Source organism: Vibrio mytili (genome assembly GCF_000830505.1).
Classification (GTDB): domain Bacteria; phylum Pseudomonadota; class Gammaproteobacteria; order Enterobacterales; family Vibrionaceae; genus Vibrio; species Vibrio mytili.
Genome location: NZ_JXOK01000061.1, coordinates 40,038 through 65,776, shown reverse-complemented (window position 1 = coordinate 65,776; position 25,739 = coordinate 40,038). Strand labels below are relative to the sequence as shown.

The 25,739-nt window shown below is 44.4% G+C and carries 24 protein-coding genes and 2 pseudogenes; 12 read left to right on the top strand and 14 right to left on the bottom strand.

Annotated features, from left to right (window positions below; translation table 11 throughout):
• Positions 1 to 231 precede the first annotated feature (231 nt).
• The gene (locus SU60_RS15640; RefSeq protein WP_041156337.1) at positions 232 to 750 is read right to left on the bottom strand and encodes an NUDIX hydrolase; all 519 of its coding nucleotides are present in this window, start codon (positions 748 to 750) and stop codon (positions 232 to 234) included.
• A 214-nt stretch (positions 751 to 964) separates the two neighbouring features.
• On the opposite strand from SU60_RS15640, the gene SU60_RS15635 reads away from it, so the two are divergent.
• Together SU60_RS15635 and SU60_RS15630 are read left to right on the top strand one after the other, a co-directional pair.
• The gene (locus tag SU60_RS15635; protein ID WP_041156336.1) at positions 965 to 1,216 is read left to right on the top strand and encodes a putative hemolysin; all 252 of its coding nucleotides are present in this window, start codon (positions 965 to 967) and stop codon (positions 1,214 to 1,216) included.
• A gap of 237 nt (positions 1,217 to 1,453) precedes the next feature.
• The gene (locus SU60_RS15630; protein WP_041156335.1) at positions 1,454 to 2,113 is read left to right on the top strand and encodes a hypothetical protein; all 660 of its coding nucleotides are present in this window, start codon (positions 1,454 to 1,456) and stop codon (positions 2,111 to 2,113) included.
• Here the strand turns inward: SU60_RS15630 and SU60_RS15625 are convergent, their stop codons facing one another.
• Positions 2,114 to 2,968 (bottom strand): YdcF family protein, encoded by an 855-nt coding sequence (locus tag SU60_RS15625; protein ID WP_041156334.1) that lies wholly within the window; start codon positions 2,966 to 2,968, stop codon positions 2,114 to 2,116.
• Positions 2,969 to 3,161: 193 nt separating this feature from the next.
• Between SU60_RS15625 and SU60_RS15620 the strand changes: the two genes are divergently transcribed.
• Positions 3,162 to 4,532: an L-serine ammonia-lyase gene (locus SU60_RS15620; protein WP_041156333.1), complete on the top strand. Its 1,371-nt coding sequence runs from the start codon at positions 3,162 to 3,164 to the stop codon at positions 4,530 to 4,532.
• A gap of 100 nt (positions 4,533 to 4,632) precedes the next feature.
• On the opposite strand, the gene SU60_RS15615 is transcribed toward SU60_RS15620, so the two are convergent.
• Positions 4,633 to 5,601, bottom strand: a complete 969-nt coding sequence (locus tag SU60_RS15615; RefSeq protein ID WP_041156332.1) for an OmpA family protein — start codon at positions 5,599 to 5,601, stop codon at positions 4,633 to 4,635.
• 521 nt (positions 5,602 to 6,122) lie between these two features.
• Entirely contained in the window at positions 6,123 to 6,827 is a 705-nt protein-coding gene (gene phnR / locus SU60_RS15610) for a phosphonate utilization transcriptional regulator PhnR (protein WP_041156331.1), read from the bottom strand.
• Positions 6,828 to 7,028: 201 nt separating this feature from the next.
• Between phnR and phnW the strand changes: the two are divergent.
• The 3 genes and pseudogenes from phnW to phnX all read left to right on the top strand — a co-directional run bounded on the left by phnW (position 7,029) and on the right by phnX (position 10,411).
• Positions 7,029 to 8,143: pseudogene (phnW, locus tag SU60_RS15605) on the top strand (2-aminoethylphosphonate--pyruvate transaminase).
• Positions 8,144 to 8,149: 6 nt separating this feature from the next.
• Positions 8,150 to 9,541: an aspartate aminotransferase family protein gene (locus tag SU60_RS15600; protein ID WP_041156330.1), complete on the top strand. Its 1,392-nt coding sequence runs from the start codon at positions 8,150 to 8,152 to the stop codon at positions 9,539 to 9,541.
• A 54-nt stretch (positions 9,542 to 9,595) separates the two neighbouring features.
• On the top strand, positions 9,596 to 10,411 hold the full coding sequence (gene phnX, locus SU60_RS15595; RefSeq protein ID WP_041156329.1) for a phosphonoacetaldehyde hydrolase: 816 nt from the start codon (positions 9,596 to 9,598) through the stop codon (positions 10,409 to 10,411).
• 57 nt (positions 10,412 to 10,468) lie between these two features.
• On the opposite strand, the gene SU60_RS15590 is transcribed toward phnX, so the two are convergent.
• From SU60_RS15590 to SU60_RS15580, 3 genes and pseudogenes are all read right to left on the bottom strand, one after another.
• A complete protein-coding gene (locus tag SU60_RS15590; RefSeq protein WP_041156328.1) occupies positions 10,469 to 11,863 on the bottom strand; it encodes an efflux transporter outer membrane subunit in 1,395 nt (464 codons plus the stop codon).
• A 1-nt stretch (position 11,864) separates the two neighbouring features.
• Positions 11,865 to 13,826, bottom strand: a complete 1,962-nt coding sequence (locus SU60_RS15585) for a MacB family efflux pump subunit (RefSeq protein ID WP_041156327.1) — start codon at positions 13,824 to 13,826, stop codon at positions 11,865 to 11,867.
• A 9-nt stretch (positions 13,827 to 13,835) separates the two neighbouring features.
• Positions 13,836 to 14,995: pseudogene (locus SU60_RS15580) on the bottom strand (efflux RND transporter periplasmic adaptor subunit).
• Positions 14,996 to 15,286: 291 nt separating this feature from the next.
• On the opposite strand from SU60_RS15580, the gene SU60_RS15575 reads away from it, so the two are divergent.
• Positions 15,287 to 15,721 (top strand): hypothetical protein, encoded by a 435-nt coding sequence (locus tag SU60_RS15575; RefSeq protein WP_041156326.1) that lies wholly within the window; start codon positions 15,287 to 15,289, stop codon positions 15,719 to 15,721.
• 104 nt (positions 15,722 to 15,825) lie between these two features.
• Here SU60_RS15575 and SU60_RS15570 read toward each other — a convergent pair whose 3' ends face one another.
• Complete coding sequence (locus SU60_RS15570) at positions 15,826 to 16,365, bottom strand: NUDIX domain-containing protein (protein WP_041156325.1); 540 nt, start codon at positions 16,363 to 16,365, stop codon at positions 15,826 to 15,828.
• Positions 16,366 to 16,432: 67 nt separating this feature from the next.
• Complete coding sequence (yjjG, locus tag SU60_RS15565; protein ID WP_041156324.1) at positions 16,433 to 17,107, bottom strand: pyrimidine 5'-nucleotidase; 675 nt, start codon at positions 17,105 to 17,107, stop codon at positions 16,433 to 16,435.
• 123 nt (positions 17,108 to 17,230) lie between these two features.
• Here yjjG and SU60_RS15560 point away from each other — a divergent pair, with 123 nt between their 5' ends.
• Entirely contained in the window at positions 17,231 to 18,145 is a 915-nt protein-coding gene (locus SU60_RS15560; RefSeq protein ID WP_041156323.1) for a LysR family transcriptional regulator, read from the top strand.
• Between the two features lie 231 nt (positions 18,146 to 18,376).
• The gene (locus SU60_RS15555; RefSeq protein ID WP_041156322.1) at positions 18,377 to 18,559 is read left to right on the top strand and encodes a hypothetical protein; all 183 of its coding nucleotides are present in this window, start codon (positions 18,377 to 18,379) and stop codon (positions 18,557 to 18,559) included.
• 135 nt (positions 18,560 to 18,694) lie between these two features.
• On the opposite strand, the gene SU60_RS15550 is transcribed toward SU60_RS15555, so the two are convergent.
• Together SU60_RS15550 and SU60_RS15545 are read right to left on the bottom strand one after the other, a co-directional pair.
• Positions 18,695 to 19,249, bottom strand: a complete 555-nt coding sequence (locus tag SU60_RS15550; RefSeq protein WP_041156321.1) for a sugar O-acetyltransferase — start codon at positions 19,247 to 19,249, stop codon at positions 18,695 to 18,697.
• A gap of 152 nt (positions 19,250 to 19,401) precedes the next feature.
• Positions 19,402 to 19,800 carry an OsmC family protein gene (locus tag SU60_RS15545; protein ID WP_041156320.1) on the bottom strand — a complete coding sequence of 133 codons (399 nt, stop codon included), beginning with the start codon at positions 19,798 to 19,800 and terminating at the stop codon, positions 19,402 to 19,404.
• A 184-nt stretch (positions 19,801 to 19,984) separates the two neighbouring features.
• Here SU60_RS15545 and msrB point away from each other — a divergent pair, with 184 nt between their 5' ends.
• On the top strand, positions 19,985 to 21,124 hold the full coding sequence (gene msrB, locus SU60_RS15540) for a peptide-methionine (R)-S-oxide reductase MsrB (RefSeq protein WP_041156319.1): 1,140 nt from the start codon (positions 19,985 to 19,987) through the stop codon (positions 21,122 to 21,124).
• A 27-nt stretch (positions 21,125 to 21,151) separates the two neighbouring features.
• Positions 21,152 to 21,313: a DUF2256 domain-containing protein gene (locus tag SU60_RS21460; RefSeq protein WP_084735899.1), complete on the top strand. Its 162-nt coding sequence runs from the start codon at positions 21,152 to 21,154 to the stop codon at positions 21,311 to 21,313.
• Between the two features lie 9 nt (positions 21,314 to 21,322).
• On the opposite strand, the gene SU60_RS15535 is transcribed toward SU60_RS21460, so the two are convergent.
• The gene (locus SU60_RS15535) at positions 21,323 to 22,030 is read right to left on the bottom strand and encodes an SDR family oxidoreductase (protein ID WP_041156318.1); all 708 of its coding nucleotides are present in this window, start codon (positions 22,028 to 22,030) and stop codon (positions 21,323 to 21,325) included.
• Positions 22,030 to 23,574, bottom strand: coding sequence for a cryptochrome/photolyase family protein (locus tag SU60_RS15530; protein ID WP_041156317.1), 1,545 nt, complete (start codon positions 23,572 to 23,574; stop codon positions 22,030 to 22,032). Before SU60_RS15530 ends, SU60_RS15535 begins: the two co-directional genes overlap by 1 nt.
• A 355-nt stretch (positions 23,575 to 23,929) precedes the next feature.
• On the opposite strand from SU60_RS15530, the gene SU60_RS15525 reads away from it, so the two are divergent.
• Complete coding sequence (locus tag SU60_RS15525; RefSeq protein WP_041156316.1) at positions 23,930 to 24,943, top strand: GGDEF domain-containing protein; 1,014 nt, start codon at positions 23,930 to 23,932, stop codon at positions 24,941 to 24,943.
• A gap of 143 nt (positions 24,944 to 25,086) precedes the next feature.
• Here SU60_RS15525 and SU60_RS15520 read toward each other — a convergent pair whose 3' ends face one another.
• Positions 25,087 to 25,665, bottom strand: coding sequence for an aldolase/citrate lyase/malate synthase family protein (locus SU60_RS15520; RefSeq protein ID WP_041156315.1), 579 nt, complete (start codon positions 25,663 to 25,665; stop codon positions 25,087 to 25,089).
• Positions 25,666 to 25,739 lie beyond the last annotated feature (74 nt).

Here is a 25,739-nt window from a genome sequence, read left to right as displayed (position 1 = left end):
AGTTAGACTTATTAATTATTTACACAGTGAAGACAAAGCAGCTATTGTTTTTATCAAGCAATGAAATGTTTTATTAAGCACTGAACAAAGCTCAATGAACACAGAATATAAAGATGACGCTTCGCTTGCGCGTCTGGAATAAGTCCGAGTTCCGGGGGGGAGCTCGGACTTTTTTATTTTCTAGACATTCACGTCGTTAGTGTCAATGTTGGCGTTCAATCGAGAATAAAATCACAGCATTTCTTTGGCGATGAGATGCAGCAAAAATGTTTCTCTCTCAATACTCATTCCTTTCTTTGGACTTTCCGACATTGTCTTTTCATTGTGCTCAATCGCCTTATAAATATTCATCCATACCGGACGCATACCATTCTTAACTTCATAATCTTCATAATCGGTTTCGCCCAACTCACGATCGATTTTGCAGCTATAACAATATGAAATCATATGGACAACATCAGCGTCATCCTTATGCCACGGACGAAATTCTTCAAAAATGCCGAACGGCTTGATTGCATGGATATTTTTCGCTCCGGTCTCTTCTTGCAGTTCACGAACCAAACCCGCGATAACATCCTCGCCCGCATCGATGCCTCCCCCTGGGAGGGTATAATCGTGATATCGTTCTGTATAAAGGAGTAGAACATCTTCTCCATTAACAACAATGGCACGCGCGGCATTGCGTTTAAAAATAATTTTGTCATCCAAGTGCTCAATGTCAGGATGAATCGTTGATTTTAAATGTCTCATCAAACGTCCCACTATCAGTATTTGAGCGCATATTACCGAAACATACCCGCTTTCCCAAATTTATATAAGACCATTAAACAGAGTTGCTATTAGGTTTGTTAGAGAGAACTCAGAGAATCCTACCTCATTAAAATCATTAAGTATCAAACGAAGAACAGATGAAAGTGTCCTATAATCAAGACAATAGTCGCTCACCCAATGCGGAGATACAGAAATGAAACAAAAAAGTTTAATGCTTACTTTGACAGTCATGACAGTCGCAGGCTGCTCTACTTACGAAGGTGCCACTCGCGATACTGAATATACATCAGCGGCCAACCCTGCCTCGGTATATTGCGTCCAGCAGGGAGGTGAACTCAAAATGCTGTCCGAAAATGGGGAACGCGTGACTCACTGTGTATTTTCTGAAGATGAAAGCATAGAGCAGTGGGAGTACTTCCGCCAGCACCACCAAAGCAGTGAGTAACCAGCTCACCTCTTGATACAAACCTGAATTTGCAAGGAGCCCTAGGGCTCCTTTTGCTTTCATGGCGCCTAACACCTTGTCTCTTCATCAATTTATTCTGCTCAAATTCTATACTAGATAGGCGAAATGTAATATTCCTGACATTTACCTGACAAAACTTTCCAAGTGGACAATAAAATTTCGCGACATAAGTCACATAAATTCTTTCCCCTTATTTGTTCCGATCAGGTGGTCGATATGAAGATACAAACGCTTAAACAAGCGGAATCCACTCAAACCAATGTCATAACCGCTGAGACAAAACTGACGATCTACAAATCATGCTTGAGTGCATTGATGATCGCGGCTATTAGTATTCTCGTAAACTTGAGTATTCGTCTTGATTACACTGTGCTAGGCGGTGATCTCGGTGAAGCCTCAGTGACAGAGTCACTGCAGCTTGCAATGCTATTTATTGCCTCGGGGACGTTTTTTTATCTCGCCAAGAAACAGCCACAACTAAAACAGGCTGCCCTATTGATCTCGGGTTTTTTTGCTGTTTTAGCAATTCGAGAGATGGATTATTGGATGGATATGATCCAACATGGTTTTTGGATTTTTCCGGCTCTTACCGTGACAGCGCTAGCATGTATCAATGCCTACAAAGGCGGTAAAAATACCGTTAATCAAATGGCGACAATCTTATCCGTTCCCTACATGAAGCTGTTAATCGGATCTGTGATGATGTTGCTTGTATTTTCTCGCCTTTACGGCATGGGTAGCTTTTGGCAACAAGTCATGGGAGAACATTACGTCCGCGACGTCAAAAATATTTCAGAAGAGGGTTTGGAGCTGCTGTTTTATTGCTTAATAGCCTTGAGCGCGCTTCGCACACAGCGAGAGATAAGCAAACGTTGATTATCGTGACCCGTTTGATTCTGGGTCAAGTCGACGATTCAAACCCGTGAGAATCGGATGGAGTATCTCTAGTGACGCCTTTGCGACTGTCACTGATTCATCAAAGGCCGTCAATTCGATGGCCTTTTTCATTTCTTCAATTTTCCCCAGAATTTCCGGTGATAAACTCAATGTTTTTAGTTGCTCTATCGCCTTTCTCGCGATAGATAAAGGTTCAGCTCTGACTTCTGACAAGCGCCGCTTAAACGCCCCGTTTATTACCCCTTCTAAATAAACCCGATAGGTCGTCAATTCATCGAGTAGCAAAAATGACGTTGCTAACGGATGTTGGTGAGGATAAGGGACACTAATATGCTTTTTCATATTGACTGGAATATTGAGTGTCAGCCCCATGGAAGCACTGCTTTCTTCTAGCACCCGCAACAGCCCCTGCTCATTCATCAGACTCTGAATCTCGATAATCCGCTGTAAGTGATAATCATTGGAAAGCAATATGACGTCAATTGGCGTGTTTTCTGGGGAGAAAAGCGGAAACAAACCACTTCGACACAATACTTCTGCCGCGTATTGCATGTTTTGCACCGTATTCACTGAACGATTTTCAAGTAATACCTGAGCATCTGGAAATGAGTTTGAAGACGATGCATTGACGGCTTTAAACTGATGATACATGGCATCCGCTTCCGAGATATCCTGATCTTGAGTGATACCACCACAAAAAACTATGATCGTGTTTTCTACAGATAACTCACCGAGCGCTTCGGCAAGAGCATTAACTCGTGATATGCCTTCAGGACTCAAGCGATTATTGATAAGACGCTTCCCTAGAACAATGACAACATGTTCAAATGCCATACCAAAACCTCATGTTTTTACCCAAATCGTCTCTAGATCAAAAAGAGAGATAAAAGTCTCTCAGCCATTAACCCTGTCGTCGTTTGGGATAATCTAAAAAATACCTTTGCCATTCACCCGAAAAACCTTAACATTAACTTAACAAAACCAATCAAGAGACCTAGCAAAGGCTCAATACTAAAGGAAGTCAATTATGCTGTCGATTTTCGATATATTTAAGATCGGTGTTGGCCCTTCCAGCTCCCACACAAATGGACCAATGATTGCCGGGTTTCATTTTACTCAATTACTCGGGGATGCGTTACCAAAAGTAAGCCGAGTCCAAGTCGATTTATACGGCTCACTATCACTAACCGGCAGAGGGCATCATACCGATAGAGCGACCGTACTAGGGCTAATGGGCAATAAGCCTGACACAATTAAAATGTCCAGTGCGAAAAGTGCCCTACAACATACTATTGAAAATAATACGCTGTCTTTATCAGGTCATCATCAAATAACGTTTAGCTATGATCATGACATTGTATTTCATAGCGAAAATCTGCCGTTACATGAAAACGGAATGACCATCACTGCACTTGATGTTCACGGCGAGCAAGTCGCATTTGAAATATATTACTCTATTGGCGGCGGCTTTATCGCTACCGCTGACGAACTAGAACACGGCACAAAACAAACTGAAGTTGACGTACCTTACCCTTTTACTTCCGCCGATGAGATGTTGCAAAAAGCCGAAGATAATGGCTTTAGCTTGGGAGGTATGGTTCTAAAAAATGAACAGGCCTTCCTCGACGACGAGGAAATAAGTCGCAGAGCTGAACAAATCTGGAAAGTCATGTCGCTATGTATGCAACGAGGATTTGATACGGAGGGCATTCTCGAGGGCGGATTAAATGTTACCCGACGTGCTCCTAACCTTCTGAAAAAGCTTGAGGCCAATGCCGCCGTAGAAAACGATCCCATGGAAATTATGGATTGGATTAACCTGTTCGCTTTCGCTGTCAGTGAAGAAAATGCGGCAGGCGGACAAGTTGTTACGTCTCCCACAAATGGCGCTGCAGGTGTCATACCTGCTGTCTTGATGTACTACCATCGATTCATCAAAGAATTAGATATCAAACAACTCAAAGACTTCCTGGCCGTAGCTGGTGCTATTGGCATTTTGTATAAAACTAATGCTTCAATTTCTGGCGCTGAAGTGGGCTGCCAGGGAGAAGTAGGCGTTTCTTCGTCTATGGCTGCCGCGGGGTTAACCGCATTGCGAGGAGGCAGTAACGAGCAAATTTGTATCGCCGCTGAGATCGCTATGGAGCATTCGCTAGGGATGACCTGTGATCCTATTGGCGGATTGGTTCAGGTTCCGTGTATTGAGAGAAATGCAATGGGAGCGATGAAAGCCATCAACGCGTCTCGCATGGCGTTAAAGCGCAATAGTAAATGTCTTATTTCTTTAGATAAAGTTATAGAAACCATGTATCAAACGGGTAAAGACATGAATAAGAAATACCGAGAGACATCATTAGGAGGGTTGGCCGTTATTCATATGGCTCCGCCTTGCGAATAGGACCTGAATAGGATCCAGTGCAGCAGTAGATTAAGATTCACTACGAAAAAAGCCAGCGACATGCGCTGGCTTTTAAATTTTTATTTGTCAGTGAGACAAATTATTGTGCTGAAGTTTCGTATTCAAATTCAGGAACAACAACTTCTACACGACGGTTCATTTCACGACCTTGGCGAGTTTCGTTGCTTGCTACTGGGTTCTCTTCGCCCGCACCTTTAACAGTCATACGGTCAGCAGAGATGCCTTGAGCTTCGAACTCTTCAGCAACAGATTGAGCACGTTTCTCTGTTAGTTGCTGGTTGTAGTCAGCAGAACCAGTTGTATCACTGTAACCAGTAATCTCAACTTTAGCTTGAGGGTAAGTGTTCATTACTTCGATTGGACCAGATAGCGCTTCTGCGTTTTTCAGTTTCGCGCTTTCTAGATCGAACTGAACTGTCGCAGTTTGCTCTGGGTACACTTCAACAATGTTTGTTGCAGGACGAGCTTCAACAACTTCTTCAACCACTTTCTCTTCAACTACTGGCTCAGAACCAAACTTGTAGTTAAAGCCTAGACCAAAGTAGTTTGCGTCCATGTCTTCGATGATGTCGTCAGACATGTCTTGGTAGCGTTGGTATTCTGCGCGTAGGCTCCAGTTGTAGTTAAGCTGGTATTCTGCACCTAGAGAGCCAGTTGGTACGAAATCTTTCTCGTCACCAGCAATCATGTAAGCTGCGCCTACTTTAGCAAACAGGTTGAAAGAATCTGTTAGAGGAAGGTTGAACTTAGGAGCAAGAGTAAGTGCCCAAAGATCGCCGTCTACAGTGTTTTTGCCTGCTTTGTCAAAAGTACCAGTGAAATCACCTAGGTAGTCAACACCGTACTCTGCATCAATGTAGTCATTGAAGCTGTAGCCAAGGTGAAGTGATGCAGCAAAGCTATCGTCGTCACATGGTTTGCTTAGGTAGCATGAATCATCGAGGTTGTTGTAACCGATCTTACCACCGATGTAAGTGTCAGCAAGTGCAACGTTAGACATTACACCACCAGCAAGAACAGTAGCCACTGCAATCGCGATTTTTTTCATTGTTTTTTCCTTATTCTTGTACCAAAGGCAACACATTAAAGCCGTTTATTCATGTGAAGCCGCAACTTTTTTCTCATTAAGTCGAACAGAATTTAGCTAAATAGCGTAAGTGTTGTTCAAAGCAACATTCAAACACCAATGACGTAGCACGGAAAAAGCCACCTTCCTGTGTATTCCAGAGCTAGCTATAACACCAAGTCGAGGCGAAAAGAAACCAGCGATGATGGTTTAGCAAACAGTCAACTCGCTACATACATTAACACAGCTTTTCTGTTCTAATGAGAGTTATATCACATTTAATTTAGTTTTTCTCAAACTTAAGATAAAAAAGGTAACTTAATGAAATAAAGAATAAATTTTATATACTGAAAGGTAAATTGTTTAAGAATTAAGCTAAAATGAACGGTGTCGAGTTGGTTTTAACAAAAGCGATGGAACTATCTCGATTAAAAATTGCCCGACATCTTGGCGTTTTTTATTCGCAGGCCTTCCTTACAATATGCAAACAAGATAAATATTGCTTAAGGCCTTAACTCCGCAACAGATTCAATACTAATCGCATCGTGTCGCCAGTACTCAACATCACAGTCAATCAATTCGCCGTGTTGATTGTAGTTAACTCGCTCTACAACCATTGCAGGTGTACCGGACGTCGCTCTTAACGCTTGTGCTATCTCACCAAGAAGTGTGCTGGTAGAAATACGATAGCGTGTTTTTTGATATACCACCCCAAAGTGCTCACGATAGATGTCGGTCAGTGAGTTGGTTAGGTCGAAATCCAGTAAGTTAGGAAACAGATCCGGACGAATATAATTGGTCACATACACCACCGGGCGGTCTTCTAGGTAACGAATTCGGTCGACTCGAAACACATCAGAAAACGGCTGCAACTTCAACAGGCTCGCTGCTTGTTTATTGGCAAGCGTGCCTTTTGCCACCAAGACTTCTGTTTTTGGCGTGCGGTTCTGTGACTTTGCCATATTAGGAAAATTGAGTGTTTGAGTTGGATCATAACGAAGAGGTTCAGGTGAAATAAACCAGCCTCTTCGGTCTTCTCGATAAATTCGTCCTTCCGCTTCAAGCAACGATAAGGCCTCTCGCAAGGTAACTCTTGTCGTATCAAAGGACTCCGCCAGCTTGCGCTCAGCCGGCAATTTTTGGCGAGGCGACAACAGACCATCTTCAATTTGTTCAACAATTGAGTTTTTAATTTTTACATACTGCATGAAGGTTCCTTCTCTTCATCTTCTCTCAAAGCCTAGGAAACGCTGACCCTTCCCCAGTTTAACCAAATGGAATATACCAAAATTTATCTACAACTATCCTACATTAAAGTTTTATGAACTTCATTGGTTGCGTATTTACTCCTCTTTTCTTCCTTTGGTAAAGTCTAAATTCAATCTGGTATATACCAAAAGAGAAAAAGGATGAAAAACGAATACCTACTGCTGACTCCTGGCCCTTTATCTACTTCAGAAACTGTACGTAAAGCAATGTTAAAAGACTGGTGCACATGGACGATGAGTATAACAAAGAGATAGTCGAAGTAATCCGTTCGAAGCTCGTGCAGCTCGCAACCAAACAACCAGGTTACACCAGCGTTCTCATGCAAGGCAGTGGCACTTCTTCGGTCGAAGCTACTATCGGCAGTGCGATTGGCAAAGAAGGCAAACTGCTTGCCGTGGATAATGGCGCTTACGGTGCTCGCATCGCCCAAATCGCAACCTATCTGAATATTCCATGCCACGTTATTTCCTCTGGCGAAACATCACTGCCACACTTGAACGAGGTGGAAACAGCTTTGGCTACGGACCCTACAATTACACACGTTGCCATCGTGCATTGTGAAACCACCACAGGAATGCTCAATCCAATTGCAGATTTTGCAGCAATAGCAAAAACATACGGTAAAGTATTGATTTTAGATGCAATGTCAAGCTTTGGCGGCATTCCAATGGACATCGCCGAGCTCGATATTGATTTTATGATCAGCTCTGCCAATAAATGTATCCAAGGCGTGCCGGGCTTTGGTTTTGTCATTGCAAAACAGAGCGAGCTGGAAAAATGCCAGGGCCAGGCTCGCTCACTGAGCCTCGACCTGTATGATCAATGGCATTGCATGGAAATGAACCACGGCAAATGGCGTTTTACTTCCCCAACCCACACGGTCCGTGCCTTCTATCAAGCCCTACTAGAGCTGGAACAAGAAGGTGGTGTGGAAGCGCGTCATCAACGTTACCAAACCAACCAAAAAACGCTAGTTGCAGGTATGCGCTCTCTCGGGTTCAAACCTCTGGTTGATGACGCTCTGCATTCGCCGATCATTACCTCTTTTTACTCGCCAACACACAGCGATTACCAATTCAAAACTTTCTACACACGCTTGAAAGAGCAAGGGTTCGTGATTTATCCAGGTAAAGTCTCAAACGCAGATTGCTTCCGAATCGGTAATATTGGTGAAGTATACCCCACCGATATTGAGCGGCTGCTTGTTGCGATTAGTAATGCCATGTACTGGCAACAACAGCAAACGCAGAGCTGACACGTGATGACTCAGAATACAAAACTCACTCATTTCCGTAGCGAAGGAGATGTGAATACCACCTCAGCCCGCCAAACGTGGCATGCTTCTATGGATGATGAGCGAACACAAAGCTTACTCAAGCGTGACGCGGATGTTTTCCTGCATCAAGCCATGTCATCACCGTGCCTTGACACTCTGGAAGCAGCGGAAGGCATCTATTTACAAGATGCGAACGGCAAAAAGTACATGGACTTTCATGGCAATAACGTCCATCAGCTTGGCTACGGTCACCCACATGTGATTAGACGTATAAAGGAGCAAATGGCCAAATTACCGTTTTCACCGCGTCGCTTTACGAACCAAACCGCAATTGAATGCGCCGAAAAACTCACTCAAATTTGTGGTGGCTCGCTCAATCGGGTGCTGTTTGCTCCGGGTGGAACATCAGCCATCGGTATGGCTCTGAAGCTTGCTCGCCACATCACTGGGAACTACAAAGTCGTGTCGTTGTGGGATTCGTTCCACGGTGCGTCTTTGGATGCGATCTCCGTCGGTGGTGAAGCCTGTTTTCGTCACGGTATGGGGCCTTTGATGGCGGGTGTCGAGCGCATTCCACCAGCAATATCCTATCGCGGGGCATTCCCTTCTTATAACGACGCATCAACCGAAAATCGCGATGTTCACTATGCCGATTATTTGGAATACGTGATTGAAAAAGAAGGTGGCATAGGTGCCTTTATCGCAGAGGCCGTCCGCAACACGGATGTTCAAGTACCTAGTAAAGCGTACTGGAAACGCATTCGTGAAATCTGTGACAAACATAATGTCATGTTAATTATCGACGATATTCCAAATGGTATGGGTCGTAGTGGCGAATGGTTTACTTACCAAGCCTACGATATCGAACCAGATATTCTGTGTATCGGTAAAGGTTTGGGCGGCGGTGTCGTGCCCATTGCTGCCATGGTGACCAAAGATAAGTACAACACCGCCAAACAAATCTCGATGGGACATTACACCCATGAGAAAAGCCCTATTGGTTGTGCCGCTGCGCTGGCGACCATTGAAGTTATCGAGCAAGAAAACTTGCTGGACAAAGCGAAATTAGACAGTGATTTCATTCATAAAAAACTCTTAGCAATGAAAGCAAAGTACCCATTGATTGGTGACGTTCGCGGTATCGGTATGCTGTGGGGAGTGGAGTTGGTTACCGATCGAAATACCAAACAGCGCGCGTTTGATGAAGCAGAAGCCATCTTGTACCAATGCCTCAACAACGGCCTGAGCTTTAAAGTGTCTCAAGGTAACGTTATTCAGCTTAGTCCGCCATTGATCATCACTCGCGAACAATTAACACAAGCACTAACGATACTTGAAGATGCCATCGCCAAAGTATGTAAAGACGTTAACCACTAAACTAGGTTGCATTAGAACGCCGAGTGCGTTTGGTGTAAGAAAGAAGGATTGAACATGAACAAATCACCAATTCAAGCGGTAATCTTTGACTGGGCTGGCACGATTGTCGATTTTGGCTCATTCGCGCCAACGAGCATCTTTATTGAAGCATTTAAACAAGGCTTTGATTTTAACATCAGTCTCGAAGAAGCACGTGAGCCAATGGGTCTTGGTAAATGGGACCATATTAACGCGGTTGGTCGCATTGCTGCGGTTGATCAACGCTGGAATGAGAAATTTGGCCGCTCAATGACCAGCGAAGACATTGATGCTATTTACGCAGCCTTTATGCCTCTGCAAAAAGCCAAAGTCGCGGATCACGCCGCGCCCATTCTCAACGCCGTTAAAGTGGTCAATGATCTGAAAGCAAAAGGCATTAAAATTGGTTCCTGCTCGGGCTACCCACGAGAAGTCATGGACGTATTGATCCCTGTTGCCGCGGATTACGGTTACCAACCTGACTGCGTAGTCGCGACGGATGACTTACCACAAGGTGGTCGCCCAGCGCCGTTCATGGCTTTAAAAAACGTCATTGAACTTGGCGTATCAGACGTGAAAGCGTGCATCAAAGTAGACGATTCTGCACCCGGTATTTTTGAAGGTCACAATGCCGGAATGTGGACAGTTGGTCTGCTGCTTTCAGGCAACGAAGCGGGACTTACTTTAGGAGAGTATCAAGCGGCTGACAAAGCGACGCTAGACGTGGCTCGTGAAAAAGCACGTGCGAAATTTGTTAGCAGCTCCCCCCACTACTTGATCGACACCATTGCCGATTTACCTCAAGTGATTGCAGATATCGAGCGTCGGTTAGCTGCAGGTGACCGCCCGTAAAATTAAAGCAAACGCTCTATATAAAAAGCCCTGCACAAGTTCAGGGCTTTTGGTTGTTTAGGTATCGTTCGGCACGATGTCTGTGCCGCCTAATGATTGATATAGGGTTACCTGGGTAATAAATTGGTTGTATCGATTTTCAAGCAGTGAAGCTTGTGCGTTTCTTGTGCTTTCTTGCGCGTTCAAGTAATCCATAATCGACGTTGAACCGTACTGGTATCTCGCCGCATAAATCTTCTCGGCTGCGCTGGCTGCATCGTATTGCTCTTGTAAGCGATTTGACTGATAGATCAACTTTTCACGTTCCGACAAAGCATTTTCGACATCCTGAAATGCGGTGTATAACACTTTTCTGTAATTAACGATCGCAGTTTGAAAATCAATATCCGAAATCGCTTTGTTGTTCTCCATCTCACTCCATCGGAGGAATGGCAGGGTAATATCCGCCCCCAAACTGCCAATCGGGTTTGATAGCAAGTCTTTAAGAGCTTCCGAAGACCCTCCTAGAGCTCCCGTGAGAGTTAACTCGGGTAAATAATCGAGATCAGCAGCATCTTTGTTTGCCAACGCCGATTTCACTTTATAAATCGCGGCTTTGATATCCGGGCGACGAATTAACAAATCGGCTGGTACACCGACATTTAACGATGGAATACGCTCCTCAGGTAACATTCGAATGTTGTCACCCATTGTCTTTGGCGGCTGATTGAACAAGATAGCAAACGCATTATTGGCTTCTACCAAGCTTTGCTCGAACGCGCTTTGCTGGGCTTTAAGGCTCGCCAGTGCACTTTTCGCTTCCAACACATCAAGCTGATCAACCGCCCCCAACTCATATTGTTTCTGAATAAGATTCAGCGTTTGCTGCGCATCGTCAATGTTATGTCGACCTAACTGCAAACGCTGCTTCAGGTACCCAACTTGCCAATAGAGCGATGCCGTTGTCGCCACCAAGCTTTGAGCAGTGGCTTCACGATCTTGTTGACTTGCCATTGCCGTCCATTTCGCCTGATCAATATCAGCAGATATTTTCCCCCACAGATCAAGCTCATAGCTGACAGACAAATTGGTGCTGTAACTATCGGTTGATTCGCCTGAGTCTAACGACTTTGCAACTTGCCCGGATGTCGATGAGTTGAAGGTTGGGAACAAATCATCTTGCGCTAACCCTAACTGCAAACGCGCTTTCTTTAAGGTCAATGTCGCCAGCGCCATATCGTTGTTTTGTGCAAGAACCTGATTGATGTAGCGGTTCAAATTTGAATCGTTAAACGCCAACCACCAAGGATCAACGGCAACATCACTGGCAACCTGAACCTGTTGCCAGTGGGTCGGCACTTGAACTTCTGGAGCCTGGTATTCTGTGCGCATCAAAGAACCACAGCCAGACAGGAAAAGCGCAACTATTGCCATCGCAACACAGCGTGCGTTAAATTTCAGTGTCTTAGTCATGTTAGTCTCTCGCTAATGCTTCTATGGGATCGAGTTTTGCTGCGTTGCGCGCTGGCAAAAAGCCAAACGCAATACCAATCAGTGTTGAACAGATAAACGCCCAAAGAATAGAGTTCATCGAGTAAATCATTTGGAAGCTGCTGCCGGACGAACTAAATATAAAACCAACCAGAAACGCTAAGCCAATGCCCGTTACTCCGCCGAATAAACAGACCAGCACTGCTTCTATCAAAAACTGTCGTAGAATATCGGCCTGCCTTGCACCGACCGCCATTCGCACACCAATTTCTTTGGTCCGCTCAGTAACCGAAACCAGCATAATGTTCATAACACCGATACCACCAACGATAAGAGAAATCACTGCAATCGCAGAGATAAGCAACGTCATCGTTGCCGTAGTCTTCTCAATATTTTGGCGGATGGTATCCGTGTTAATAGTAAAGAAGTCTTGCGTACCATGACGCATTTTGAGTAACTTGATGATACTTTGTTCCGCCGCACTGCTTGGGGCATTTTCATCAATCCGCACTGTGATTCCATTCAGGTATCTCTGTCCCATCATGCGCCCAGACATGGTCGTGTATGGCACCCAAACTTTCAGGGCTTCACTGTTCCCAAATGCATCATTTTTCTTCTGCGTGACGCCAACTATGCGCACTGGCAGCGAGCCAAGGAAAATCACTTCGCCTATCGGGCTACGATCAGCGAAAAGCTCTTTTCTAGTATTGTCATCTATCACCGCTTCTTGTGCCAGTGAGCCAACACTGTCTTCGTCCCAAAACTGCCCTTGTGAGATTTCATAGCCTCGTACACGGAAGTAGTCTTCCCCAACCCCTTCCGCTGAGGCTGAGGCATCCTGATTGCCATACCGTACCGTGACACTGTTAGATAATGAAGGCGTCACACTGTCAACAAATGGTAGGTTCTTTAATGATTCAGCATCGGCCGCCGTTAGCGTTCTAACCCTTCCAGAGCGACGATCACCGAATCCCTGTCCGGGCCGAATATCGATGGTATTTGTACCCATGGAAGCAATATTAGATAAAATCTGCTGCTGAGAACCGTTACCCAATGCAACCACAGATACGACAGAAGCGATGCCGATAATAATGCCCAACATAGTTAAAAAGGTACGCATTCTATGGCTGGACATAGCAAGCAACGCCATCTTTAGCGCATCAACAAAACTATCCAATTTCCACCACTTACTGGCGTCTTGATGACTCTGCTTGTTGGTTGTTTGCGCCGTTTGCGCCTGCTGCTGGTGATTGGTTTGGGTATTATGTTTGTCGGAGATGATTTCCCCGTCTTTGATTTCGATAATACGATCAGCAAAATTTGCCACGCTCATATCATGCGTCACTAAAATGATCGTGTGGCCCAATTGGTGAAGTTCTCTAAGCAGAGCCATCATCTCCTCTCCGCTATGGCTGTCTAAGGCACCAGTCGGTTCATCCGCCAGAATCACTTCACCGCCATTCATTAGAGCACGAGCCACACTGACCCGCTGCTGTTGCCCGCCGCTCAACTGATTCGGTTTATGCGTTAGTCTCTCTCCCAAACCGAGTCGTGAAAGTAAAAACTCTGCGCGCTCAGTGCGTTGACGATAAGGCACGCCAGCATAAACCGCCGGCACTTCAACATTACCCACCGCGGTCAAATCACTGAGCAGATGGTATCTCTGAAAGATAAAACCAAAATATTCGCGTCTTAGTTGCGCCAGTTCATCCGAACCGAGTGCCGATACATTTTGTCCATTGATGAAGTAACGCCCGCTGGTAGGCTTATCTAAGCAACCCAGCACATTCATTAGCGTCGATTTGCCTGAACCGGAAGCTCCCACGATTGCTACCATTTCACCGCGTTTAATCTCTAAATTGATGTGGTTAAGCACAGTGAGTGACTCGTCACCAGAAACAAAGCTTCGCGTTAAGTCTTCGACCTTTAATAGTACCTGACTCATGCTAGAACCTCATCCTAGGTCGCCACCACGGCCAGATGAGCTAGCATCCAACGTTGAGCCAAGAACCACCTGCTCTCCTTCTTTCAAACCAGAAAGAACTTCTACCATCACTTTATTGTTGATACCGACTTTGACTGGCTTTTGTAACACTTGCCCATTTTCGAGAACCGGAACCGTGTAAGCCTCTTTGCCACTCGCTTTTTGCAATACTTGTGCTGGGATAAGTAATGTATCTTGAGACTCTTGCAAAACAATTGAGACTTGAGCAGTCATACCTATGCGCAAGATGCGGTTGGGATTCTCAACATCAAACACAGCGTTGTAATAAATTGCATCGCTATCAGAAATGGCTAAATCACTGTCGTCACCATCCATGATGGTTGGACCTGGCTCAATCGCACGTAGCGTGCCTTCAAATTTTTGACTTGGCTTACCAAGAATAGTAAACACGGCAGTTTGACCCGGATGAACAAAGATGACATCCGCTTCAGAGATCTCAGCCTTTACCGTCATTGTATCGAGCTTTGCCAGTTCAATAATAGTTGGTGTGGTCTGGTTGGCGTTGACCGTTTGGCCTTGTTCTACGGCGGTATAAACCACGGTACCGTCCATTGGGGCGTTAATCGTTGTATAACCAAGATCAACTTGAGCGCTGTCTACATTTATTTTGGCCTTTTCAATTTCCGCCTCAAGCTGCGCCAATTCCGCTTTGTAGATAGTTAAGGATGCTTCCGCTTTTTCATACTCAGCTCTTGAGCTCGCATTTGCGGCCAACATGCCTTTCTGACGTATATATTCATAATGAGCTTGTTTAATTTGAGCCTGCTTGGCTGTGTATTGTGCATTGAGGCTATTGAGTGACGCCTGGGCTTCTTTCAAACTGTTTTGTTGCGTCAAACTGTCAATTTGGGCAATAAGATCACCTTGCTCAACCTCGTCACCCAGACTGACTGCTAAACTCTGGATTTGACCAGACACCTGAGCGCCCACATTGACGAGCTTCGATGCTTGGAGCATCCCATTGGCAAGAACGGCTTTTTCGATATGACCTTTCGCACGGGTTCTGTCGCATATCCTGCGACCGGTTCGGGACGTTGCAAAAAGTAGCCAACAGCCGCACCAACGAGAATAATCCCACACAAAAATAGCCATTTTTTCTTATGATTCATAGAAATTGAGAAGTAAATAGTTGTTACTATTTTATACTGCTAATGGACGTATAGGCACAAGGTGAGGAGTCGTAAAGATAAGTAAATTACCACTAGTGTCTTGTAAGTGACTTTTGAATAGACTGCAGAATCGGCGTCAGTAACACGCAAACAGTTACGCAATAAATTGCACTAAAATCCAAAAGTTCAGCTATTATCGTACGATGTTAGCAAAGCGTCATTTCATTCACGAATCAACCAAAGCGAAATATAAAGTCATCGAATTACACTTCATCAAGCTAAGGGACACATATGAAACTGTTAAAACTCATAACTCTCTGCCTATTGATCGCTGTTGCATCTTTTCAATCGATCGCCAGTGATAATGATTGGAATACCATTGCCGATAAAACCGTCAGCTTTAAATCCGAAACCGATACCGTGAACCCTCTATCACCCTTTGCAAAAACACGTTTTAGCCATATCAAGATAAAGTGCACCCAAGGCACCGTAAACTTGAAAAGCATCAAGGTAATCATGAGTAATGGAAAGGAGAAAACGTTCGATAGCCTAGGGGTTCTTACCAAAGGTATGTCATCAAGAAGTCTGAGCCTACCAACCAAAGACGATGCAAAAATCGACAAGATAGAATTGGGCTACGAATCGGTTGGTAATACTGCGCTGCAAGTCGCAGGCGTAACTAAAAAAGCAAAAGTCGAAATCCTAGGTAAGAAGGTAGACAAATAACCTTCAGCACTTGCTTTGCCTCTGTACCCAAGCAGTTAAGACTTGCTTGGGTACAGCGCCCTGAATAGTAAAGCTCTTTATAGTACTGTTTATTAGGGCTTTTTTTAAATCAAACCTTTCAGCTTCGCCAACCCATAGGCGGCGATAGTGACACTGTCTTTAATGGTGCCATCTAGCATCATCTGCTCGAACTCTTTAACAGTAAACGCCTGAGTAATCAGATCCTCTTCTTCGCTGTCTAGCTGATTCCCTACTTCAGTAAGATGAGTTGCGAAGTAAACATGGCAAGTCTGATTTAAGAAACCATAAGCAGTAAACTGCGCACCCACGTACTCCATTGACCCCGCAAGCATACCTGTTTCCTCACGTAGCTCTCCTTTGGCGAGCTCGAGAGGATCAACATCAGGATTCGACTCCCAAGATCCTTGAGGAATTTCCCAACAACGTTGGCTTATCGTATAACGATACTGCTGAACCAAATGAATCATGCCATTATCGACAGCCAGAATCGCGACAAAGTCTGGCTTGTCTACCACACCATAAATACCTTCGGCTCCGCTTTGACGTTGAATTTTATCCTCACGAACGGTCATCCATTTATTCTGATAAACGACTTTACTGTCTAACGTCTTTATATCTGTCATGGTTTTCCCTGCTTTTTTAGACTTATATTTTATCGTCGTCCACTACGCTTACTGTACTGCGAATGAGCTACGCGACCAAAATATTCTTTAACTCGCAAAGAGACTTAACGGTATAACTCGGAGTGATTTTTTCATCCACACTTGCGCCCGCAGTGTTGAGCCAACACGTTTCAATCCCAAAGTTATTGCCTCCAAGAATATCAGAATGCAGATTATCGCCGACCATCAATACGCGGGTTTTACACGGTTGCCCCATTTGCTGCATCGCGTATTCAAATATGCCCAAATCTGGCTTTGCAACCCCCACCTGCTCAGAAATGACCACGTGGTCAAAATAGTGCGCCATGCCAGTGCGTTCAAGTCGAATAGCTTGAAGCTCTGTAAAACCATTGGTGATGATCCCCATTTTAGCCTTACCTTGGAGCGATTCCATCAGCTCTTTAGCACCCGGCAATAAACGGCATATGTCAGCCATGGCATCTAAAAATGCACTGTTTAGTTCTGCCGTGGTGGTATTGAGCTTTTCTGCCCATTCAGTAAAACGACGATGTTTTAATTCATCCGCGGTCACTTTACCGTCTTGATAATCGACCCACAGAGGCTTATTCACTTGTTGATAGTGAGTAAAGTCTTGTTCGGTAAAGTCGACACCTTTGCGTGAGAACATCAACTGCAAACCTTTGAAGGCGTCAAAGTGAAACAAGGTTTCGTCAGCATCAAATAGAATCCAATCGTACTTCATTTTCTCATCTCTATATCAGACCATGTTAATAAGAGCCCAGTTTAGATTGTTTTCTTCCTGAAGATAATCTCTATAATAGGAAATTAATTGTATCTTTAAATTCAACAATCACTGGAAATTCGTGTGAATACACTCGCCTCTCTACCGATATTTGTGGCGGTGGTTGAGTGCGGCAGTTTTTCGCTTGCCGCAAAACAGCTCAATCTTACCAAATCTGCTATCAGCAAACGCATCAATCAACTTGAAGACGAACTCGGCATCCGATTGCTTAACCGCACTACACGCAAGTTGAGTCTGACCGAAGCGGGGAAACGATATTTTGAATATGCTTCCCAGGCTGTCAACCTCGCTCAGCAAGGCATCGATGCCGTATCGGAGCTACAAGGCTCTCCGCAAGGCATACTTAAGCTTACCGTACCGATGTCGTTTGGTGTCTTGCACATCGCACCTTTAATCAGCGAGTTTCTTGCTCGATACCCTAAAATTGAAGTGGACTTGCATCTTGAAGACAAAATGGTCGACTTAGTAAAAGACGGCTTTGATCTGGGGATTCGAATTGGCAAGTTAGATTCTTCAAACTTGGTAGCAAAGCGTCTTGCGCCATGTAAGAGTGTGCTATGTGCCTCACCACAATATCTGGAGCAACACGGAACGCCTCAAAAACCAAGTGATTTGGTCATGCATAATTGCCTCCTCTATTCTTATTTCCGCGGCGGAGTAGAATGGCTATTCATTCACAATGGTAATGAATACAAGGTACTACCGCGGGGAAACTTTGTCGTCAATAACAGTGAAGCGATCCGCCAGATGCTGCTGAAAAGTTCCGGAGTTGCTCAACTTCCTACTTTTATCGCTTCTCGTGATATTGCTGCTGGCAACCTCAAGCCGATATTGGAAGGCTATGACCTCCCAGAACACGCGGTTTATGCTGTCTTTCCAGAACGAAAACACATGCCGTTAAAAGTCAGAGTGTTTATTGACTTTATCAGTGAAAAGTTAGGGACAGACATGCCTTACTGGGACCGTTATGATAAGTAACCTCGACACAAGCCCGAAATAAAACGTTGATCTAAATCAAAGAATTTACCGCCTATAAAGCATAAAGAACAGCACCATTTGGTTAAACTAATGTTTCACTTTTAACCACTGCGTAACAGCAAAAAGCCCGTTAATGTTAATATACTCAAGTAACCTTAAGGTGTTTGTTCAGCGAGAAATTCTCTTGAAGTCACTTGAGTATAAGACTCAACATACATCAAGGAAAACGATATGAAAGTACTTATTCAATATACTCAATCGGGCAAATATCGAGATCAAGCTTGGGAAACATCAACACTAAAAATAAAAGGTGATATTCAAGCAGTCACGCCTCCTTGCGCAGCACAACTTATTAAACAAAATAAGGCAAGCCTAGTCATGGCTGATGGCGATCAAATTATTATTCAGTCTTAATTTGAATAGTGAAAATGACGACAAAACGTGAGTTGCAAAATGCGCGATTTCTATTGTTAGCGCTCACGTTCTGTCCACTAACAAGGAGACCCGCTAGAATCTGCACAACCGAGCTAGCTGGTTCAGAATATACGTTTATGTTTCCTCATTTAATCGACGAATCAATTTAGCTGGCGTACCGCCATACAGGCTGTCCGGTGGAACATCACTGTTAACGACAGAGTTCGCGGCAATCACCGAGCGTGCACCGATAGTCACGCCTTGGTTGATGACGACATTCCCTCCAATCCAAACATCGTCTTCCACTGTGATTGGCTGGCAAAAGGTTTCCCAATCACGGCGACGACGATAATCAAGCGAGTGAGACGCGGTATAAAATTGCGCACTCGGACCGATAAGCACATGATTGCCAATGGTGATTTTGGCACCATCAAGCATCACAACGTTCATATTAATAAAGGTCTGATCTCCAATTTCAATGGTTTTACCAAACTCACAATGAAATGGAGCTTGAACAATACACAAACCAGCTTTACCAAACAGCGCCTTCTGCAGCTCGTCACGTTGACACTCATCCAAGTTATTGTTCAACGCTCGCAGTGCATGCTTGGCATGAATGCGTATAGAATCAATCGATTCGTCCATACCATTAAATAATTGACCTGACATCATTTTTTCTAACTCTGTCATAGGAACCCCCTATATCTTTCAACGACGTCTACAGTACGTGAACCAGGGAATAAAAAAAGAGAAAAGCACACGCTTTTCTCTTTCCTATTTTCTGAATATTACGCCGCAAGAGTTCTAGGCGTTTCTACAACAGATGCTTTTACCTCAATGGCTTAAACAATTTCCCAACTGTGGGTCATTTCAACCGCTTCACTAAGCATTAAACAAACTGAGCAATACTTCTCCAAGGAATCCGCTGCGACTTTGGCCACCACATCAGGATTCAGATCATCACCAGACACCTCGAAGTGAATGTTAACTTGGGTAAAAATACGTGGTGCTGTCTCACGACGTTCTGTGGTTAACTTCGCACTAACCGATGTAACTTTTTGATCTGCTGTTTTTAAACCATCTACGACATCTACGGAACTGCAGCCGCCCGCAGCCATTAAGACCATTTCCATTGGGCTTGGTGCGGTTGCACCACCATTACCATCCATTACGATAGCGTGACCAGATTGAGACTGACCTAGGAATTTAAAATCTTCGATCCATTTTACTTCTGCTTGCATGGTTTACCTCATTGAGTACTCGTCACAGTGACTCATCAGCCATTGTGTTCTATGCCGATACTGTAGCTTTCTCAAAGTAAAGGGCAAACAAATTTTTGGACTCGGTGTAATTTTTTCGTTCTACAACCTTTCTAATTACGTATCAAAGGAAAACAAACAACTGAAGATAAGGTTTGAGGTAGTTATGAAAGTAATATCTAAACTGTTGATTGGGCTCTCTCTCGTACTTCCGGTATTACTACTGGTGAGCCAGACGAGCAGTGCTGACACGATGGACAAGATGGACACAAAAAAAGACCTGCAGGTCGCGACACTCGCAGGAGGCTGTTTTTGGTGTACAGAGTCGGATTTAGAGCAACTTGACGGGGTTGTCGATGTCATCTCTGGGTATTCTGGAGGACATGTGAAAAATCCAACCTATCGCCAAGTATCCTCAGGAAAATCTGGCCATATCGAAGTGGTCGAAGTCAAATACGATCCAAGCGTCGTAAGCTACGAGCAAGTGCTAGATTATTTCTTCCGCCATATCGACCCAACCGACGATAAAGGATCTTTTGTTGACCGAGGACCGCAATATCGTCCAGCAATTTTCTATCACAATGCTGAGCAAAAACACATTGCCGAACAATTCATGATGGAAATCGACCAAGCGATGATCTATCCCAAACCACTGAAAACAGAGCTCATCAAATTTGAGACTTTCTATCCAGCCGAAGAGTACCATCAAGATTATTACAAAAAGAGCAGCTTGAAGTACAAGTACTACCGCTATGCATCAGGGCGCGATAAGTATCTGGACCAAGTGTTTGGCGATGATCGAAAAGAGCATCCTAAAACATTACGTCAGCTTATTAATGAGAAAAAACTGCTGAAGAAAGTGAAGCCATACAAAAAGCCTTCACAAGCGGAAATAAAGTCCAATCTCACCGAATTGCAATATTACGTAACTCAGGAAGACGGAACAGAAAAGCCCTTTGACAATGCGTATTGGGACAATAAAGCTGCTGGTATCTACGTTGATATTGTCACCGGTGAGCCGCTATTTTCCTCGACAGACAAGTACAAGTCAGGGACAGGTTGGCCAAGTTTCACTAGACCAATAAATCCAGGTTACATCGTGGAAAAAACTGATTACAAACTGTTGTACCCAAGAACCGAAGTCCGAAGCAAATTTGGCGACTCTCATTTGGGTCACGTGTTTGAAGATGGCCCAAAACCAACTGGGTTACGTTATTGCATGAACTCCGCTGCTATGAAGTTTGTCTCCGTCGATCAAATGGCGAAACAAGGTTATGAGGAATACTTGTACCTCTTTGGCAAATAAACCGGGCGGCGATGAGTGGATTTGAGTATGAAAGGTTTTAAAACTCATCTACCGACGAAAATCTGTCCCGTTTGTGCGCGCCCCTTCTCTTGGCGAAAGAAGTGGGCGAAAAATTGGCAAGATGTGGTGTACTGCTCTACACGCTGCCGAAGCAGCAAGCCGAAAAAGAAGCCTACCCTTAAGGCTTGAAACATGGTTTTACCATGGGAGTATTTCACCATCGTACGCCCAAAATGCCCCGCTATCTTGCGGGGTAGCTTTTTCCAGCAAGCCAAGCAAATCCTCCGCGACGTGTTGTGGTGTGAATAACTTACCGACTGGTACATTGTCCTGAAATGGCTCGGATAGCGCGGTATCGGTTGTCCCGGGGTGGAAAGCTAATACGACACCATTTTTTACAGTTCGTTGCCATTCAATCGACATCGTTTTAAGAAACATATTGAGAGCGCTTTTTGATACGCGATAACTGTACCATCCACCTAATCGATTGTCGGCGATACTACCCACTTTCGCAGATATAACCGCAAATTTAGGGGCTTGCCTGCGCTTTAACTGAGGAGTGAAATATTTTGCCAACAATAGACTGGGCAAAGTATTCACGGTGATATTGCGCATGAAAAAGTCTGGGTCTAACGCACCTAGGTTTTTTTCTGGTCCTTTTTCAGGGGTGTGCAACAGACCAACACAATTAATCACCCAGTCGATATCTTCAATCGATTCACTGAGCAGTTGAACTTGAGATTCGTTGCTCGCGTCTAATTGATGCCATGCAACACGCAGAGCCTGCCAAGCTGGTTTTTCTGTATGATATGTGGCGTGTACATCTGCATTAGGGAAACGTTTAACGGCCTCTTGCACCATAGCCAAGCCAATCCCCCCATTGCCGCCAACGATTAAAATTTTCATTATAAGCTCTCCAAATTAGCGATGTAGTGCTCAGCCGTCTGTAAAATAGCGTTGCGTTGTGCGGTTTCCATATTGTCCCAAGCCCGAAAAATCATCCCGATGCGAGGGTTGCGGGCCAAACGCTGCTCGTGCTTGTGCATGAAACGCCAATACAAACTATTGAATGGGCAAGAATCTTCGCCACTTCGGGCTTTATTATCGTAATGGCAGTTTTTGCAGTAATCGCTCATTTTGTGGATGTATGAACCACTCGCCGCGTAAGGCTTTGTCCCCACAATTCCACCGTCAGCAAACAGCGCCATGCCACGTGTGTTAGGCATTTCCACCCATTCAATTGCATCAACATAAATGCCGAGATACCACTCATCTACTTGGTCGGGGTCTATTTCGGTTAACAGACAAAAATTACCGGTCACCATTAAGCGTTGAATGTGATGAGCATAGGCGTAGTCTAGAGACTGACCAATCGCATTTTTCATGCACGCCATCTTGGTTTTACCCGTCCAAAAATAGCTCGGAAGTTGGCGCGCAACACCCAGTTCGTTCTTTATGGGATACTGTGGCATATTGGCCCAATACACGCCGCGGATAAACTCTCGCCAACCTAGGATTTGACGTATGAACCCTTCCACCTGGGCAATGTCTACAGCCGGGTTTGAATTGAAGGTGCTCAATGCGGCATTAATGACTTCTTGTGGGTGGAGTAATTTACTGTTGAGCGAAAAAGATAAACGACTATGATACAGGCTCCACTTCGCTCCATGCTCCGCCGTCATCGCATCTTGAAATCGCCCAAAATTTGGCAAACAAACTTGGCAGAAATGTGCGAGTAGTGACAAGCTTTGCGTGCGGCTTATAGGCCAAAGAAGCTCGCCTTCCATCCGACCAATGGTCTGAATGTTATGCCTTTGCAATCGTTTCACGACGTCATTCACATCTGAACTGAACATCAAAGGGGCGGGTAGTTCCTCAATATCTTTGCGCTTTAACTTATTGCGGTTGTTTGCATCGTAATTCCACTTGCCACCGATAGGATTACCATCCTGCATTAAAATGTTAAACCGTTTCCTCATGCGGCGATAAAAATGTTCCATCATGACGTGCTTCCCTTGCGGGAACTGCGTTTCTATCTCCTCAAAAGGCAACAAGAAATGTTCACTATCAACACAACGTATGACAACATCATTAATTTTCAGTTGAGCGAGCTGCTCTAGCAGCCGATATTCATCTGGTCTTTGATATTCAAACTTTATCGCGCCTACCTCGCGAGCATAATGTTTCAGTAAGTGTTCGAGATTCTCGAAGGGAGCAGTATCGTCTAGCGTAAGATACAACACATGATGCCCTTCACTTTGCTTTTCCTTAGCGAACGTTGCCATCGCAGAAAAGAAAGCGCATACCTTCTGAATATGATGCGTCACATAGGTATTCTCTTGCTTGAGCTCTGCTATCACGTAGATCACGTTATCATCGACTGACTGAAACCAAGAGTGATCACTGTTGAGTTGATCGCCCAAAATCAATCGTACCGTTTTATAACGCATTCGATACTCCCCACTTGCTTTCTCTTTGCCATCATCTCAACCAACGGTTGGTCCCATCGTTCTCTTTCCACGTGGTCATATACGGAATGGGGCTTTAAATCGATCGGTTGCAGGTACCTTCTTGAATACAAAACCGAAGAATGTAACCGTGTTTTCATACGATAAACCTCACCTCGACCACCTCATCGCGCTTGGTTCAACAAAAATGGCGTACTGACATTGAAACAATTTGAACCAGACCTCTTAAATTCATTTTAGACACGCATAAATTCAACAAAAGTAATAAAATTGAAGCGATTATCATGAAAATCCGTTAATCTACAGTCATTCCCTTTATTCTATTGCCATGTCAGGAATGAACGACGAGTTTAAGAAATCGACCGCGAACTTAAAGAAAGCGGTGCCATTAATGATAAAAAACTACGTAGCGACAACGCCAGCCAACTATGCGTTGTGGTATACGTATGTCGATAACACCATCCCAGAACTCAACTTTGAGCTAGACAAAGTACTGGAAGATTATGGTATTTGCCCACCAACAGCGACAACGCGTCTATACAGTACCTACGTAGCAAACAAATCAGAAACCAGTCTTGACGATCTACGGGCTAACATAAGCGTCATCCTGAACGAAGCTTCAAGCACAATGTGCGATACCCTCTCAGATACCGCGTCCTTCTCCGAGATGGTAAATAAAAGCTTTGATAAACTAGAAAAAGTGGAAGATGGCAACCTAAATCTTGAAGACGTGATGGTAGTTATTCGTCAACTGGTTTCGGAATCACATGACATTCGTCATTCAACAGCCTTTCTAAGCCGCCAGCTCAACAATGCCAGTGGTGAAATTGCTCGCCTTAAAAAGCAACTTGAAGAAGTACAAAAAGAAGCATTGTTCGATGGTTTAACGAACCTTTACAATCGGCGCGCATTCAACAAAGACATCACTGCATTAATTGAAGCAAATCAAGACATGTCGATCATCATGCTTGATATCGACCATTTCAAAGAATTTAACGACAGTTATGGCCATCTTTTTGGTGATAATGTTCTCAAAGCCATTGCAAAAAGACTGCAACAAAGTTGTCGAGACGGCGCGTGTGCTTATCGCTTTGGCGGAGAAGAATTTGCACTCATCATTCCCAACAAATCGTTGCGTATTGCACGCCAATATGCGGACACCTTACGCCGTATGCTAGAAAAGTTACGTGTTACAGATAAGCGCACCGGGACACAAATCCACAATATTACCGCCTCATTTGGTGTGGCCGAGTTCGAGAGCGGTGACACTGCCGAGTCTTTAATATTTAAGGCGGATGAGCACCTTTACGACGCCAAGCAACTTGGTCGTAATCGAGTGATGCCACTTTGATGTCGTGAGATGAATTCCGATTTTCGTGAGTTTAGTGCCAATAGATAAGCAAAAACCCTGCTCTCACAGAGACAGGGTTTATTTTTGTTTCACGTCCAGTGACAGGTTGTAAGAGACCAATATAATGGTCCATGATACGCCTCTCAACCCACCCGGTAGCAGTAGCTCAGCGTATAGTCGTCACCGTTTTTCGCGGTGTATTCTTTATCTTCACTGCATGCCATCGGTTTACCCTTTTGGTCACCTTTCACCAAACTTATCCAGTGACGCATTGCCGTAGGTGCATTGCCTGTGAGTTCTGGCGAAAACGTTGTCCGAGTTTCAAGTTGGATGTCATCAATGTCCATCAATTCAACACAACCTGTCCCCTTGTGACAACCAAACAGCACTTCAACATGGTTGCCCGAATCGTCTTTAAATAAAATTGATTTCGGATCTTCTTTTTCACCTGTGTATGCAACAAAATGTTTTGGGCTTTTCAGACCGCTATGTGTGCCATCTTTAAAATACGCCAACACATGACGGTAATCGATAACATAGCTAGAAACATCTTGGTGGGATCCGTTTTCTAAAGGAAACATACGGTCGAGCAACTGCTTAGCTTTTCCTTGCTTTTCGTTTTGCTGAGATGCACTTACCGCTTCGACGGCAAATACAGCTTCAGCGATAAATGGGCGTTGTTGTTGTGTCATTTCTTTATTATCGAAGTTCAGCATATTCATCGTCATATCCTCGTACTTGAACACTCTTTTAGAGTAAAAACTTAATACTCTCGTTTAAGTTTCAGGCAAATCTG

Excerpts from the sequence above, each read along its gene's own strand:
- SU60_RS15640 (WP_041156337.1), bottom strand. The coding sequence starts at position 750 with ATGAGACATTTAAAATCAACGATTCATCCTGACATTGAGCACTTGGAT.
- SU60_RS15635 (WP_041156336.1), top strand. The coding sequence starts at position 965 with ATGAAACAAAAAAGTTTAATGCTTACTTTGACAGTCATGACAGTCGCA.
- SU60_RS15630 (WP_041156335.1), top strand. The coding sequence starts at position 1,454 with ATGAAGATACAAACGCTTAAACAAGCGGAATCCACTCAAACCAATGTC.
- SU60_RS15625 (WP_041156334.1), bottom strand. The coding sequence starts at position 2,968 with ATGGCATTTGAACATGTTGTCATTGTTCTAGGGAAGCGTCTTATCAAT.
- SU60_RS15620 (WP_041156333.1), top strand. The coding sequence starts at position 3,162 with ATGCTGTCGATTTTCGATATATTTAAGATCGGTGTTGGCCCTTCCAGC.
- SU60_RS15615 (WP_041156332.1), bottom strand. The coding sequence starts at position 5,601 with ATGAAAAAAATCGCGATTGCAGTGGCTACTGTTCTTGCTGGTGGTGTA.
- phnR (WP_041156331.1), bottom strand. The coding sequence starts at position 6,827 with ATGCAGTATGTAAAAATTAAAAACTCAATTGTTGAACAAATTGAAGAT.
- SU60_RS15600 (WP_041156330.1), top strand. The coding sequence starts at position 8,150 with ATGACTCAGAATACAAAACTCACTCATTTCCGTAGCGAAGGAGATGTG.
- phnX (WP_041156329.1), top strand. The coding sequence starts at position 9,596 with ATGAACAAATCACCAATTCAAGCGGTAATCTTTGACTGGGCTGGCACG.
- SU60_RS15590 (WP_041156328.1), bottom strand. The coding sequence starts at position 11,863 with ATGACTAAGACACTGAAATTTAACGCACGCTGTGTTGCGATGGCAATA.
- SU60_RS15585 (WP_041156327.1), bottom strand. The coding sequence starts at position 13,826 with ATGAGTCAGGTACTATTAAAGGTCGAAGACTTAACGCGAAGCTTTGTT.
- SU60_RS15575 (WP_041156326.1), top strand. The coding sequence starts at position 15,287 with ATGAAACTGTTAAAACTCATAACTCTCTGCCTATTGATCGCTGTTGCA.
- SU60_RS15570 (WP_041156325.1), bottom strand. The coding sequence starts at position 16,365 with ATGACAGATATAAAGACGTTAGACAGTAAAGTCGTTTATCAGAATAAA.
- yjjG (WP_041156324.1), bottom strand. The coding sequence starts at position 17,107 with ATGAAGTACGATTGGATTCTATTTGATGCTGACGAAACCTTGTTTCAC.
- SU60_RS15555 (WP_041156322.1), top strand. The coding sequence starts at position 18,377 with ATGAAAGTACTTATTCAATATACTCAATCGGGCAAATATCGAGATCAA.
- SU60_RS15550 (WP_041156321.1), bottom strand. The coding sequence starts at position 19,249 with ATGACAGAGTTAGAAAAAATGATGTCAGGTCAATTATTTAATGGTATG.
- SU60_RS15545 (WP_041156320.1), bottom strand. The coding sequence starts at position 19,800 with ATGCAAGCAGAAGTAAAATGGATCGAAGATTTTAAATTCCTAGGTCAG.
- msrB (WP_041156319.1), top strand. The coding sequence starts at position 19,985 with ATGAAAGTAATATCTAAACTGTTGATTGGGCTCTCTCTCGTACTTCCG.
- SU60_RS21460 (WP_084735899.1), top strand. The coding sequence starts at position 21,152 with ATGAAAGGTTTTAAAACTCATCTACCGACGAAAATCTGTCCCGTTTGT.
- SU60_RS15535 (WP_041156318.1), bottom strand. The coding sequence starts at position 22,030 with ATGAAAATTTTAATCGTTGGCGGCAATGGGGGGATTGGCTTGGCTATG.
- SU60_RS15530 (WP_041156317.1), bottom strand. The coding sequence starts at position 23,574 with ATGCGTTATAAAACGGTACGATTGATTTTGGGCGATCAACTCAACAGT.
- SU60_RS15525 (WP_041156316.1), top strand. The coding sequence starts at position 23,930 with ATGAACGACGAGTTTAAGAAATCGACCGCGAACTTAAAGAAAGCGGTG.
- SU60_RS15520 (WP_041156315.1), bottom strand. The coding sequence starts at position 25,665 with ATGAATATGCTGAACTTCGATAATAAAGAAATGACACAACAACAACGC.